This is a genomic window from Ruegeria sp. BHSA123, from assembly GCF_059613425.1.
The window spans coordinates 1-13,935 of the sequence record NZ_JBXWSL010000009.1; the positions used below are offsets into that span (position 1 = coordinate 1).

Sequence of the window (13,935 nt, forward strand, 5' to 3'; positions counted from 1 at the left end):
CCCATAGAACCCCCGCTAGAGGTTAGGAAAGAGGAGAGGTCAAAGGGTGTCAGAACACCCGAAACCACTGGGGCATAAACGGGGGCATTTCTCGGGTATAGGTGACCCAAGTCCCTGCTGTCGTTTCATGTTCTGATGATCTGGCTGGGGTGGTAGGATTCGAACCTACGATACACGGTACCAAAAACCGCTGCCTTACCACTTGGCTACACCCCAACGGTGAGCGGCTATCTACGATTGTTGATGGCAGGGTTCAAGAGCGTTTTGCAAAAAAAGCGAGCGCCGTAAATTTTTTTTGAAGGCCCCTCATTTGGTATCGATCAACACCGCTCCGGTACGGTTGCCTTCTTGTACCAGCGCATGGGCCGCAGCGCATTCTTCCAACGTAAAGACCTTGTGAACGGGGCAGATCAGTGCGCCATCAGTCAGTGCCTTGTGTAATGTCTTTATTGCGGTGGCGCGCAAGTCCGCGGGCAGCAGGTAGATCAGAACCGCTTCGAGCGTCACGGCCTTGAACATCATGGGTCCAAAGGGAAAGACAGGTGTCATATTCCGGGCAGATCCATATGCGTTGATACGGCCGTTTTCGGCGATGACGGCAATGTTGGTGGCAAGGTTCTGTCCAAATTCGACATCGACGATTCGACCGATTGCATGCCCATCATTTGCATCGAGGATCTGATCCGAAAGGTGTTCACCGGTGTAGTCGAGCACGACATCCGCACCAGCTGCCTTGACCCGGTCAAAGTTGCGGGCGCTGGCCGTTGCGATCACTTTGGCTCCGGCCCATTTGGCAAGCTGCACAGCCAGATACCCGACGGTGCCCGCCCCGCCATGGATCAATATGGTTTGCCCGCCCGGTGCGCCGCCCGAGAACACCGCATGGCTTGCGGTTAGGCCCGGAATTCCAAGAATTGCCCCGGTTTCAAGTGACACTGTCTCGGGCAGTTCGACAGCCTGAGATTCGGGCAGGGTGATGTGGCTGGCAGCTGTACCAAATGCGCGCTGCCATTGCCCGTTCCAAATCCACACGCGCCGGCCAATCCGCGCCGCGGGTACTCCATCGCCAACCGCTGTGATGACTCCAGCCCCGTCGCTGTGCGGAACGATCAGCGGAAACGGGGGTTCCGTGACACCCGGCCGGGTTCCCGCACGGGCCTTGATATCCGAGGGGTTTACGCCGGAATAGGACAACTCGACCGTGACTTCACCTGGTTCAGGCTGGATCAGGGGAATATCCTGTATACGCAAGACATCGACAGCGTCTCCGAAGGCTGAATAAGTGACTGCGCGCATAGCGTCCTCCATTTAGGTCGAGTTAAGCGGCGATTGGGCCGGTAACTCAAACACCTTGTCGCGCTTTTTCAGGGCGATGCGCAACCGCGGATACCGGAATTCGTCTTTCGCCTATTCCCGAATTTCGGAAGGATCGACGCCCCAAAGGTTCGATTTCAATGTCCAGCCACGGTATCCGCCAGCGGTGATCCGGCACCAGTCCTGCGAACAGGTTCCAAGGCGCGCCACTACTCCGGTCTCGAAATGAGCGTTCACGGGCGAGGCTAGATCGGGGCGGGCATAAACAGGCAGCATCTCGGATTCGATCAGCACCGTTCGAACGCCAGACAACAAGGCATAGTGAACCCAGCCACCCGCGCCGTCGCGGTCCTGAACCTTGCGCCAGTTTCCGTATTCGGCGGTGACCTGCAGCGGCATGCCGCGCCGTTTGAATACCCAGTCGATTCGGTGGGTTAGGGATGGTCCGCGTCGCACGTTGCCTTCGGCTGCCTTCATCGAAACATAGCGGGGCAGGGGTAGGTTGGTGACCGAACCGCGTTTTACCTCGGCATGTGCGGCACAGACACCGAACATGACCAGAAATACGGAAACTGCCGCCAGAGATCGGCGTTTTACAGGTAGAATGCCACTCACTGACTGCCCGCTCTTATGCCTGTTGATCCGGTTTTGAAAAAAGGTCGACTCAATGCCATTGGGGTTCTTGTGCCCCGCCTTATCCTGCGCCACGATGCCATGGCGCGCGTCCGTTTGCAAAGCAGTGGGAGAGCCGAGGTGCCAAGAGAACGTTTAAGTGTTGTTGTTACGCGACGGTTGCCTGAGGCAGTAGAAACCCGGTTAAGCGAATTGTTTAACGTGCGCCTGCGCGACGACGACACCCCAATGACGCGTGAGGAATTAGTAGCAGCGGTGCAGGATGCCGATGTGCTGGTGCCCACGGTGACCGATACCATTGATGGCGGGCTATTGGGTCAGGCGGGTGAAAAGTTGCGGCTGATCGCCAATTACGGGGCTGGTGTCGACAATATCGATGTGGCGACGGCGCGGCAGCGCGGCATATTGGTGTCCAACACGCCCGGCGTGCTGACCGACGACACGGCAGATATGACCATGGCCCTGATTCTCGCTGTGACACGGCGCATTCCCGAAGGGTTGAGCGTCATGCAGCAAGGCGACTGGACCGGGTGGGCACCCACCGCGTTTCTGGGTGGTCGCATTGGCGGGCGGCGACTGGGAATTCTGGGTATGGGCCGGATCGGACAGGCCGTGGCCCGCCGCGCCAAGGCGTTTGGTATGCAGATCCATTATCACAACCGCCGCCGATTGCGCCCAGAGATTGAGCAAGAACTGGAGGCGACCTATTGGGAAAGCCTGGATCAGATGGTGGCGCGTATGGATGTGATATCGATCAACTGCCCATCGACGCCGTCGACCTTCCATCTGATGAACGCGCGTCGACTGAAGCTAATGAAACCCTCGGCAGTGATCGTGAATACTTCGCGGGGTGAGGTTATTGACGAGAACGCTTTGACCCGGATGATCCGTACGGGGGAAATTGCGGGCGCGGGGCTGGATGTCTACGAACAGGGAACCAGTGTGAACCCGCGCTTGCGGCAATTGCCCAACGTGGTTCTACTGCCGCATATGGGGTCGGCCACGCTGGAGGGGCGGGTTGAGATGGGTGAAAAGGTTATCATCAACATCAAAACCTTCGAGGATGGCCACCGCCCGCCGGATCAGGTTGTGCCTGCGATGCTCTGACGCGTCGGAAAGGATTATGGATGGGCGTGTTTGAAGGGGGATGCCGCTGTGGAAATCTGCGCGTCAAGGCCGCGGGCCGTCCTCTTCGCGTCGGGATTTGTCATTGTCTGGACTGCCGCAAACACCATGGCGCGTTGTTCTATGCGGCAGCCATTTTCCCGGCGGATGCGGTTAGGATAATCGGCAAGGCAAAAAGCTATTCCGACCGGTACTTTTGCCCTGATTGCGGATCTCCGGTATTTGCCCGAAGCGGTGCCGAAGTCGAAGTGCATTTGGGGAGCCTTGATGCGCCTGACCAATTCACACCGACATATGAATGCTGGACCACCCGGCGCGAGGCGTGGCTGCCCGAATTCACCGGAATGACCCGCTATGATCAGGATCGTCGCGCCGAAGAAACCGAACCATAGCGGATATGGCGAAACTTCGCTGTGATAACACGCTGCCATGCCTGATCATTGCAGAGGGGGCAAAATCCTTACAGGATTGAAAATAAAGATTGTATTGGAGGGTTAGAACAGATGAGACATGTTTCAGCACTGTTGTTTACTACCGCACTTACTATTTCGACACCGGGGTTCGCGCAGGAAACAGCCGACGCCGTTGCCCCTGAGGGCGCGACAGAAGGGCAGGTTCAGGCGATGACCGATGACGTTATTGCAGCCCTCGAAGCCAAGCTTGAGGGAGTTCCGGTCACATCCGAAAACTGGATGATAGCTGCGGCCAATCCGCTGGCGGTGGAGGCCGGGACCAAAGTGCTGCGCGCGGGCGGGTCTGCCGCGGATGCGATGGTGGCCGTGCAGGTCGTGCTGGGACTGGTCGAACCGCAATCCTCTGGTCTGGGCGGGGGTGCGTTTCTGGTTTGGTACGACGCGGCCAGCGGGCAAATGACGACGCTGGACGGCCGCGAAACAGCACCGCTTGCCGCAACCCCGACGCTCTTTCAGGACGAAAACGGCGAGCCGCTGAAATTCTTCGATGCGGTGGTGGGCGGATTGTCGGTGGGTACACCGGGTACGCCTGCACTGCTGGAAGAGGCGCACCGAAGATGGGGGCGCGCGTCCTGGCCCGGGTTGTTTGCCGATGGCATCCGACTGGCGGATGAAGGGTTTCTGGTGTCCCCGCGTCTGGCCAGCCTTGTCGAAAACGATGCTGACCGCCTGTCGCGCTTTCCCGAAACAGCCGCATACTTCCTGCCTGATGGTCAGCCGTTGCAGCAGGGACAGCGTTTGATGAACCCGGATTATGCCGAAACATTGCACGTGCTGGCCAGCGATGGCGCTGCGGGGTTTTACGGAGGTGAGATCGCTGCGGATATTGCGCGAACAGTCCGAAACGCCCCCGGAAATCCCGGCGTTCTTGCGGGGGTGGATCTGGCGCTCTACCAGGTGATCGAACGTGAACCGGTCTGTGCCGAATACCGTGCCTACGAGGTTTGCGGCATGGGCCCGCCGTCGTCGGGTGCCCTGACCGTCGGGCAGATTCTGGGGATGTTGAACAGCTATGATCTTGCAGCAATGGGCGCCGAAAGTGCCGAGGCATGGCGCCTGATCGGCGATGCTTCGCGCCTCGCCTTTGCGGATCGTGGGCGGTACATGGCAGATAGCGATTTCATACCCATGCCCACCAAGGGGCTGGTTGATCCGGGTTACTTGTCCCAGCGGGCGGCGTTGCTGGAAAGCGAAGTGGCCTTGTCCGAAGTCGCACCGGGTAAACCGGAATTTGACCATGCTTTGATTTGGGCGGACGACGTGTCGCTGGAACTGCCGTCAACCTCGCATATCTCGATCGTGGACAGCTATGGCAATGTGTTGTCGATGACGACGACGATCGAGAATGGTTTTGGGTCGCGCCTGATGACAAACGGGTTCCTGCTGAACAACGAGCTTACTGATTTCTCGTTCAAGACACACAGCGACGGTGTGCCGATTGCCAACCGGCTGGAGCCCGGCAAGCGTCCGCGCTCATCCATGAGCCCGACCATCGTGTTGCGGGATGGTGAGCCGGTTCTGGCTATCGGGTCTCCGGGCGGCAGCCGGATTATCGGCTATGTCGCCAAGTCCATCATCGCCTGGGCCGATTGGGGAATGGATGTGCAGCAAGCGGTTTCCCTACCTCATCTGGTCAACCGGTTCGGAACATATGATGTCGAGGCTGCGACTTCGGCAGAAGGTTTTACAGACGCGCTTGCTCAGCTGGGTTTCGAAGTCAACGCACGCGACCTGACTTCGGGGCTGCACGCCATCGAAATCGGTGACAGGCTGAGCGGTGGTGCCGACCCGCGCCGCGAAGGGATTGCGCTGGGCGAATAGGCCCTCGGTATTTGTGGGGATTGCCTGCTTTTAACGGGCCTTTTAGTCATAGGCTGAAAGGCCCAAAACGTTTTTGGGGCTGGGGAGGATGACAATGGTACAGGCAACCGCATTACCAAGGAATGAAGCTGGTATTGAAACCGTAATAGGCATTCTCAAGCAGCGCTTTGGCGACAGGTTGCAAACGGGTGCCGCTGTCCGTGAACAACACGGGCACACCACGACCTGGATCGAAAACCAAAGCCCCGATGCCGTGGTTTTCCCGCATTCGACGCAAGAGGTTTCGGACATCGTCAAAACTTGTGCGGCGCACCGGGTGCCAGTGATCCCGTTCGGAACAGGAACATCGCTGGAAGGGCATGTAAATGCGCCGGCGGGGGGAATCTCGGTCGATCTGACACAGATGGACAGTGTGCTTGCAGTTCATGCCGAGGATCTGGATTGTGTCGTGCAGCCCGGTGTCACGCGCGAAGCGTTGAATAAACACTTGCGCGATCTGGGCCTGTTCTTTCCGATTGATCCCGGGGCGAATGCGTCGCTGGGTGGGATGGCCGCTACCCGCGCGTCGGGCACCAATGCAGTGCGCTATGGGACGATGAAAGACAACGTTCTCAGCCTTGAAGCCGTAATGCCAGACGGTCAGATCATTCGTACCGGGCACCGGGCCAAGAAATCTTCAGCCGGCTATGATCTGGCCCGTCTTCTGATCGGGGCGGAAGGCACGTTGGGAATCATCACCGAGCTGACATTGCGGTTGCAGGGTATCCCCGAAGCGATCAGTTCGGCCCGGTGTTCCTTTCCGACCGTCGACGCCGCGTGCCGTGCGGTGATGATGACAATTCAGTACGGCATCCCGGTTGCCCGGATCGAGTTGCTGGACGAGTTGTCGGTTCAGGCCGCCAACGCCTATTCCGGGCTGAGTCTGCCGGATACACCTTTGTTGTTGCTGGAATTTCACGGCTCGGAAAGCGGTGCCGTAGAGCAGGCTGAAACCTTTGGTCAGATCGCCGAAGAGTTTGGTGGCACAGATTTTGCAGCAACTTCGACCACCGAAGAACGGAACAAACTTTGGCAGGCACGGCACGATATGTATTGGGCGTGTCTGCAATTGCGCCCCGGTGCGCGGGGCATCTCGACCGATGTCTGCGTACCGATCTCGCGTTTGGCCGAGTGTGTGACCGAAACGCAGAAAAAAGCTGCTGGCCTCGGCTTGTTGGCGCCCATCGTGGGCCATGTGGGGGACGGCAATTTCCATACGCTGCTGCTGATCGACATGGAAAACGTTGAAGAAGTTGCCAAGGCCGAGGCGTTTGTCGGCTGGCTGAACGACATGGCGATATCCATGGAAGGCACATGTACCGGTGAACATGGCATCGGGCAGGGAAAGCGGCCTTATCTGACCAGGGAACTGGGCGCCGCCACGCGGTACATGGCAGCGATCAAGGCCGCGCTGGACCCAGACAACATCATGAATCCTGGCAAGATCTTGTCGGACGACACGTAGCCGTATTCGCCTCTGTTCCGTGTTTACGCCCTCAAAACGTCCACATGTTCTGGTTTCACGGGGTTGAGGACAGAGGATGGGCGACATGAGCGCAAAATATCTGGCGAGGTTTGTAGCCATCTGCGGGTTGGCCGTTGCAGGGTTGGACTATGTTCAGCAAGCAAAAGCATCGGAAAATGGTCTGGGCATGAAGGAATATCTTGCCTCGGTATCCTCGCGTGTCGGTCTTTCTGACGGCTGGTTCGCGGCAGAGGCGCAGGCTTCGCCATCACGGGAACCGGCGGTGAAGAATCCCTCGGAAGAAATTGGCAAAATGGTCTGCGTCTCGGTCGGAACAAGCAAACGCTGTCGCTCCAGTGGTTGAGGGCAGCGGTGCGGCGAATGAAATGCGACCCGCTTTCGATATTCGGGTCGTTTTTTTCATATCACTGGTCGGATGAATGTCGCGCTATCCCCCTTAAGTACGCCATATGGTGTCAACTGATTTCAAGGGGAGACGCCCGGTTATGAAAACCCAAGTCAAAGCATTGGTCGTAGGCGGCGGCGCCGTTGGGACCTCGATTGCCTATCACCTGGCCAAAGCGGGCTGGGACGATGTGATGTTGATCGAACGGGACGAGCTGACGTCCGGGTCCACCTGGCACGCCGCGGGCCTGTTGCCGCTGTTCAACATGTCCTATGCGACGACCCATATCCACAAGTATTCGGTGGATTTCTACAAGACGCTTGAGGAAGAAACCGGCCTGAATGCAGGCTTCGCGGTTGTGGGCAACCTGCGCATGGCACAGACGCAAGAGCGTATGGACGAATACATGCTCTATGCCTCGACCGCCGAAACCTGTGATGTGAAATACGAATGGCTGACCCCGGACCAGATCAAGGAACGCTGGCCGCTGATCGAGACATCGGATCTGAAGGGCGCGATCTATCACACCGAGGACGGTTATATTAACCCTGCCGATGTGACCCAGGCGATGGCCAAGGGGGCCCGCCAGCGCGGGGTTGAGATCGTGCGCAAGATGCAGGCTGACGCGTTCCACTGGAACGGCACGCACTGGGAAGTGACCTGCACCAAGATGGTTGAAAAGGGCGGCAACCTGGTGCCTTCCGACGAGCAGGTCGTGATCACCGCCGAACATGTTGTGACCGCGTCGGGCAACCACGCGCAGCGCACCGCCAAGATGCTGGGCATCAAGATGCCTGCCATCCCGGTGGAACATACCTTTATCGTCATGGACAAAGACCCCGAGTTGGTCAAATGGCGCGAAGCAGGCAACCCCGAGCACCCCGTTGTCCGCGATGCCGACAACGAATCCTATGCGCGTGAAGAACGCGGTGGCTGGATTCTGGGTATCTATGAACACGGCGCCCCCGCGCAGTTCGAATTCGGTGTGCCGGACAGCTTTCGCGCCGACCTGTTCCCGCTGGATCTGGACCGGATCGCCGAGCAGTACATGGCAATGGCCGAGCGCGTGCCGTCCTGTGCCGAATCCGGCCTGAAGGATGATTTCAACGGCCCGATCTGCTATACACCGGATGGCAATCCGCTGGTTGGTCCGGCTCCGGGTTTGCGTAACATGTGGCTGGCCGAAGGTTTCAGCTTTGGCATCACCGCTGCGGGCGGGACCGGCTATTATCTGGCACAGATGATGGTCGATGGCGAAGCCGAGATCGACATGGCCTCGCTGGACCCCAAGCGTTACAGCAGCAACTGGATGACCACCGAGTTCGCGGCGCGTAAGAATGAAGAATGCTATGAGCATGTCTACATCCTGCACCACCCGGATGAAGAGCGTGAAGCCTGCCGTCCGCTGCGCACCGTTCCGGCCTATGATCGCCAGAAAGCACGCGGTGCTCAATTCGGCTGGGTGAATGGCTGGGAACGCCCGAACTATTTCGGCCCGCTGGACGCGCCCGAGAATTTCGACAAGGAAGCACGCTCGTTCCGTCGTGGCGGCTGGTGGCAGTACGCCGTCGAAGAAGCCAAAGCGATCCGCGAAGGTGTTGGCCTGATCGACGCGTCGGCCTTCACCAAGCATGTCGTCAAAGGCCCCGGTGCCACCCAATTCTTGGATTGGTTCACCTGCAACAAGCTGCCTAAGGTCGGTCGTATCAACCTGACCTACGCGCTGACCTCGCACGGGACCACCCGCACCGAATACACCATCGTCCGCAATGGCGAGAACAACTACTACATCGTCTCTGCCGGTGCATGGACCGAGTACGACGCCGACTACCTGCGTAAAGCAGCCGAGGACAAGATGGGGGAGTTCGGTTACATCGAAATCCAGGACGTGACCACGCAATGGGGCGTCTTCGCTATCGCCGGACCCAAGTCGCGTGATGTTCTGAAAGAAGTCATCAAGGACGCCGACCCGGAAACCGCGCTGTCCAACAAACGCTTCCCGTGGCTGTCGGCCCGTCAGATCGAGCTGGGCATGTGCCCGGTCAACGCGATCCGCGTGGCCTATACCGGTGAGCTGGGCTGGGAACTGCACCATCCGATCGAGATGCAGAACTACCTGTTCGATTTGCTGGAAAAGGCCGGTGAGAAGCACGGCATGAAGCTGGTTGGTGCCCGTGCCCAGAACTGGCTGCGTCAGGAGAAATCTTACCGCGCCTTTGGCACCGAACTGGGCCGCGATGCGACCCCGTTGGAAGCCGACCTGCCGCGCTTTGTCGACCTGTCCAAGGACTTCCACGGCAAGGCCAAGCTGGAGGAGACCGGTGTGCGCGCCAAGTGCTGCACCTTGTTGATCGACGGTCCAGCCGATGCTGACCCGTGGGGCCGCGAGGCGCTGTACACGCCAGAAGGCGAGCGTGTAGGCCGTCTGACCTCGGGCGGCTATTCTGTCGCGTTCGAGAAGTCGATCGGGATGGGCTATGTGAAGCCTGATCTGGCAGTCGAAGGCACCAAGCTGAAGGTCAAGATGCAGGACAAGCTGTGGGATGCTGTCGTGACATGCGACAGCCCCTATGATCCGAAAAACGAAACCATCCGCAAGGACGGTTGATCAATCTAAGGCCCCGGAATTTCCGGGGCCTTTTCTGTTGGTTACGCGGATAGTTCGTCGAAACATTCCAACGCCTTGGCAGCATACATCATGGCTGGTCCACCACCCATCTGAATGGCCATACCCAAAACGTCGGACACCTCTTCGCGTGTTGCGCCTGCTTTGACCAACGCGTCGGTGTGCAGGGTAATGCAGGGCTCGCAGCGGAGCGACACCGACATGCCCAACGCTATAAATTCCTTTGTTTTATAGTCGAGCGTTCCGCCTTCCTTCACAGCCTTCCCAAGTGCGCCGAATGCGCGCGACGTGTCGGGAATGGCCCCGTTGAGATTGCGCAAACTTGTACGAGTTGCCGAGAGCTTTTCTTGCCAAGCCATTTTGAGTGCCTTTTTCATATAAGATAACGGGAATATGTGCGGGCAGTGGTAAGTTGACCTTGATCTCGATCAGTTGGCAGGGCGCTCGGAAACAAATGCAAGGTTATTTGCGGGCATGTCGATGGTTTTCAGCACGCGCAACCCTACCTGCTGGAACAGGCCAAGCATATCTTTGTCGTTCTTGTAGCCAATGTCGGGATCTTGTCCGATCAGAGCCTCGTGAAACCTTTTGTCCCCGTCGCTTGTCAATTGGCCCGAGCGTTTGAATGGGCCGTACAAAACGAACCTCCCGTTTTCAGTCAGGGACTGAGCGATTTCGGCGAAAATGGTTCTGGTATCCTGCCAACTGATCAAATGTATCAGGTTGATCAAGACGATCAGGTCCTGCGATGGGAAGCGCGCATGCCAGCCCGAATTCGTTGCGTCCAGATGTTCGGCGCTTGCCACGTTGGGTAAGGCGCTGGCATAGGCGTCGATGCTATTGCGGCGTTCAGGGTCAGGTTCGGTGGGATGCCACGTCAGATCGGGCAGCAAATCAGCAAACGCACAGACATGCTGACCGGTTCCGCTTGCAATCTCCAGTGCGTGCCCGCGGCGCGGTGCCCAGTCTTGTAGCACCGCACAAAGCGCATCGGAGTTCCGAGTTGCTGCCGGGGCAACAAGTTTACCATCCTCCCCCACGTTGGCGACACTCGCAGAGGGCGGTAGATAGCGTTTGATCATCTGTTCAACCTGTTTGGGGTCAGCGACTTGACACTGTCAGGATCCAGCACCGGCGTGTTTCCAACCACCAGATCACACAACAACTGCGAAGCCGCTGGTGCTGTTTGGAAACCATACCCGCCTTGACCCGCAGACCAGATAAACGACGGGTCAATCGGGTCGGGCCCAAGCACCAAGGTTCCGTCCGGTGCGAAACTGCGCAATCCGGCCCAGTTCGTTTCGACCCGTGTTACTGCCTCGGTCATCAATTCTTCGTAGCGCGCCAGACCTTCGGCCAGCACCATGTCGTCGGCATAGGCGTCCTGAGGTGGTACGGGGTCGGCTTCGGCAGGCGAAACAAGCAGCTTGCCCGCGTCCGGTTTGGCGTACCATGTTTCGCCTGTGCCCAGCATCATGGGCCATCCGGATACATCATGGCCTCCGGGGGCGGGCAGCCGCGCCATTGATCGGCGGCGAGGAGAGATGCCGATAGGTGGTACCCCGGCAAGCATGGCGATTTCGTCCACCCATGCACCGGCCGCATTCACCAGGTTGCGGGCTTCGAAGATCTGCCCGGCCTCGACCAGCCAATGCCGCTCTTTTCGAATGCCGGTTACTTTGCTTTTTGTTGCAACGGTTCCACCGTTCTTGCGAATGGTCCGCGCGAAATCCTGCAACAGACGATCAGTATCGATGTCAAATGCGGCTTCACTGATTGCCGCGAAACCCACCTTGGCCGGGTTCAGGATCGGAACGCTCGAAACCGCCTGAACCATCGAAATTCTTTCCATGTTCAGGTCTACGCGGTCGGCTTCGAAAACTTCGCTTTGGTCAAACGAACCGATCAGCATCAGTCCGCGCGGGGTCAGGTACCCACCGTCTTGCGTGCGCAGGAATTCCGCTCCAGCCCTGTTCAGCGCCACCACGGACGGCGGACCATAGTTTTCTTCAAACAGGGCTGCCGAGCGACCCGACGCGTGATACCCCAAGGCGTCTTCGGCCTCTAAAACCATCACGGTTCCATGTTGCGACAAGCGCGCTCCGGCGCTCAACCCGGCAATTCCGCCCCCGATGACGAGGAAATCGATCATTATTTGTGTTCCTTCCGCAGCAGGTTCGCCACAAGTTTTCTGGGTTTCATTTAGCTTTTTGGGTCAAGCATTTGGCATTCCGAAGATTCTCCAAAATATATGCAGCCTTGAATTTGGGCTTCAACCCGGTCAAAGAAGTATCAAAACGAACAGGAGGGCAAGGTGACCGCAGCAGATCTTCATCCAATGGCCACTGGGCACATTCCCCGATACGTCGTCGCAGCTGACGGAAGCGATTACCTTTTTTCGGCTATGGTCGTCTTCTTTGTCATTCTCGTGGTGCTGATCGGTGTTGGGTACCTGACGCTTCATTCGGTTCCGGAAAAAATGGCGCACGAGAACAACCATCCGCAATTTCAGTTGGTGGGCATTCTGGCGCTGCTGGCCCTGTTTACTCATAACGGGATATTCTGGATTGCCGCTGTACTAGTCGCAGGGTTCCAGTTTCCGGATTTTGCAACCCCGCTTAAAAACATTGCCGATGCCATTCGTTCTCTTGGACGTGCGATTGCTCCGGAACCGGTGCCCGAGGCACCTGCGCCAACCCCTGGCGTTTCAGAATCCACGGACGTTCAGGAACAAAACACATGATTGAGACCCTGCTTTGCGCCCTGATCACGGTGCTGCCCGATTATCTGTTCCGCCGGTTTGTTCAGGGCAAACGTATCGGTCACGAGATCACCCTTTTCACCATGTGGTACGAATTGCGCTGGGGTCTTACGACCTGTGCCATTCTGGCGCTGACGGTAATCACCACGCTGTTTTATTTTCACCCAGCCAGCAAAACCGCAGCGTCCTATTTTCGAACCGTGACGATCCTGCCGCAACTTGGTGGTCGTGTTTCGGAAATTTTCGTTAAGAACAACGAACTGGTAACCGCTGGCCAGCCGATTTTCAGGATCGAAGATTTCAGCCAGACAGCACAGGTTCAGGCGGCAAATGCACAGATCGCACAGGTTCAGGCCTCGCTGAAAGTGGCTGAAACTGATCTGGCCGAAGCTGATGCCGGTATTGCCGGCGCCAAGGCGGCTTTGGCGCAGTCCTTGGACGATCTTGAACGAAATACGACCCTGCGCGACCAAGGTTCAAGCGCTGTCCGGCTGACCGAGATCGAGCGACTGGAAAACCTTGTTGCCGAGCGTGAGGCGCAGGTGGTTGCGGCCGAATCCAGGCGTGCGGCAGTTGAACAGCAGATCGAAGAGCTGATCCCCGCGCAACTGGCCAGCGCCATTGCACAGCTTGACGCCGCGCAGACCGAGTTGGACAAAACGCTGATTGTCGCCGGTGTTACCGGACGGGTCGAACAGTTTAGCCTGCAAGTTGGTGATTACGTGAGCCCGTTGTTGCGTCCTGCGGGCATCCTCGTTCCGTCGCATACCGGACATGACCGTTTTCAGGCTGCTTTCAACCAGCTGTCTGCTCAGGTGATCAAACCAGGTATGATCGGTGAGTTGGGCTGCATGACCAAGCCATTCACCGTAATTCCCACTGTGGTGGTCGAGGTGCAGGATGTCATACCGTCCGGCCAGATCCGTCCATCGGATGAATTGCGGGATGTGCAGAATAACACCAATCCCGGCTCGATTCTGGTCTATATGGAGCCGCTGTATAAAGGTATGGCCGATGACCTTCCTCCGGGCAGCAACTGTCTGGCCAATGTCTACACCGACAACCATGACCGTCTGGAACACGAGGATCTGGGCTTTTGGAAAGCTGCTTTCCTGCACGTGGTCGACACAATTGGCGTGGTCCATGCGGCAGGTTTGCGTTTGCGCCTGATCCTGATGCCCGTTAACACGCTGGTGCTGACCGGGCATTGATCCGGTTCCCGCAGAACAGTTCTTAACGCGCCCGGCAGGTTCCCCGCCGGGCGCTCGTATT

13 protein-coding genes and 1 tRNA gene are annotated in these 13,935 nt (G+C 57.9%); 8 read left to right on the top strand and 6 right to left on the bottom strand.

The window, feature by feature from the left end; genetic code table 11:
• Positions 1-141: 141 nt before the first annotated feature.
• The 3 genes from AC2FNC_RS06935 to AC2FNC_RS06945 form a co-directional block, all read right to left on the bottom strand.
• Positions 142-216: transfer RNA gene (locus AC2FNC_RS06935), tRNA-Gln, on the bottom strand.
• A 90-nt stretch (positions 217-306) separates the two neighbouring features.
• Positions 307-1,296 carry an NADPH:quinone reductase gene (locus AC2FNC_RS06940; protein ID WP_480475677.1) on the bottom strand — a complete coding sequence of 330 codons (990 nt, stop codon included), beginning with the start codon at positions 1,294-1,296 and terminating at the stop codon, positions 307-309.
• Positions 1,297-1,407: 111 nt separating this feature from the next.
• Positions 1,408-1,869, bottom strand: a complete 462-nt coding sequence (locus AC2FNC_RS06945) for an SH3 domain-containing protein (protein WP_480476912.1) — start codon at positions 1,867-1,869, stop codon at positions 1,408-1,410.
• A 198-nt stretch (positions 1,870-2,067) separates the two neighbouring features.
• Here AC2FNC_RS06945 and AC2FNC_RS06950 point away from each other — a divergent pair, with 198 nt between their 5' ends.
• From AC2FNC_RS06950 to AC2FNC_RS06975, 6 genes are all read left to right on the top strand, one after another.
• Positions 2,068-3,054 (top strand): 2-hydroxyacid dehydrogenase, encoded by a 987-nt coding sequence (locus AC2FNC_RS06950; RefSeq protein WP_480476914.1) that lies wholly within the window; start codon positions 2,068-2,070, stop codon positions 3,052-3,054.
• A gap of 20 nt (positions 3,055-3,074) precedes the next feature.
• On the top strand, positions 3,075-3,464 hold the full coding sequence (locus AC2FNC_RS06955) for a GFA family protein (RefSeq protein WP_480516110.1): 390 nt from the start codon (positions 3,075-3,077) through the stop codon (positions 3,462-3,464).
• Between the two features lie 111 nt (positions 3,465-3,575).
• Positions 3,576-5,366, top strand: a complete 1,791-nt coding sequence (ggt, locus tag AC2FNC_RS06960) for a gamma-glutamyltransferase (protein ID WP_496714873.1) — start codon at positions 3,576-3,578, stop codon at positions 5,364-5,366.
• 94 nt (positions 5,367-5,460) lie between these two features.
• Positions 5,461-6,870 carry an FAD-binding oxidoreductase gene (locus tag AC2FNC_RS06965; protein WP_480554007.1) on the top strand — a complete coding sequence of 470 codons (1,410 nt, stop codon included), beginning with the start codon at positions 5,461-5,463 and terminating at the stop codon, positions 6,868-6,870.
• Positions 6,871-6,955: 85 nt separating this feature from the next.
• Entirely contained in the window at positions 6,956-7,234 is a 279-nt protein-coding gene (locus tag AC2FNC_RS06970) for a hypothetical protein (protein ID WP_480516116.1), read from the top strand.
• A 142-nt stretch (positions 7,235-7,376) separates the two neighbouring features.
• Complete coding sequence (locus AC2FNC_RS06975) at positions 7,377-9,884, top strand: GcvT family protein (RefSeq protein ID WP_480516118.1); 2,508 nt, start codon at positions 7,377-7,379, stop codon at positions 9,882-9,884.
• 41 nt (positions 9,885-9,925) lie between these two features.
• Here the strand turns inward: AC2FNC_RS06975 and AC2FNC_RS06980 are convergent, their stop codons facing one another.
• The 3 genes from AC2FNC_RS06980 to AC2FNC_RS06990 form a co-directional block, all read right to left on the bottom strand.
• Positions 9,926-10,261, bottom strand: a complete 336-nt coding sequence (locus AC2FNC_RS06980) for a carboxymuconolactone decarboxylase family protein (protein WP_209504659.1) — start codon at positions 10,259-10,261, stop codon at positions 9,926-9,928.
• Positions 10,262-10,330: 69 nt separating this feature from the next.
• The gene (locus AC2FNC_RS06985; protein ID WP_480475690.1) at positions 10,331-10,984 is read right to left on the bottom strand and encodes a DUF938 domain-containing protein; all 654 of its coding nucleotides are present in this window, start codon (positions 10,982-10,984) and stop codon (positions 10,331-10,333) included.
• On the bottom strand, positions 10,981-12,054 hold the full coding sequence (locus AC2FNC_RS06990; RefSeq protein ID WP_496714874.1) for an NAD(P)/FAD-dependent oxidoreductase: 1,074 nt from the start codon (positions 12,052-12,054) through the stop codon (positions 10,981-10,983). The genes AC2FNC_RS06985 and AC2FNC_RS06990 overlap by 4 nt, the downstream gene beginning before the upstream one ends.
• A gap of 186 nt (positions 12,055-12,240) precedes the next feature.
• Between AC2FNC_RS06990 and AC2FNC_RS06995 the strand changes: the two genes are divergently transcribed.
• The gene (locus tag AC2FNC_RS06995) at positions 12,241-12,645 is read left to right on the top strand and encodes a hypothetical protein (protein ID WP_480476916.1); all 405 of its coding nucleotides are present in this window, start codon (positions 12,241-12,243) and stop codon (positions 12,643-12,645) included.
• Entirely contained in the window at positions 12,642-13,874 is a 1,233-nt protein-coding gene (locus AC2FNC_RS07000) for an HlyD family secretion protein (protein WP_480554009.1), read from the top strand. Before AC2FNC_RS06995 ends, AC2FNC_RS07000 begins: the two co-directional genes overlap by 4 nt.
• Positions 13,875-13,935: the final 61 nt, after the last annotated feature.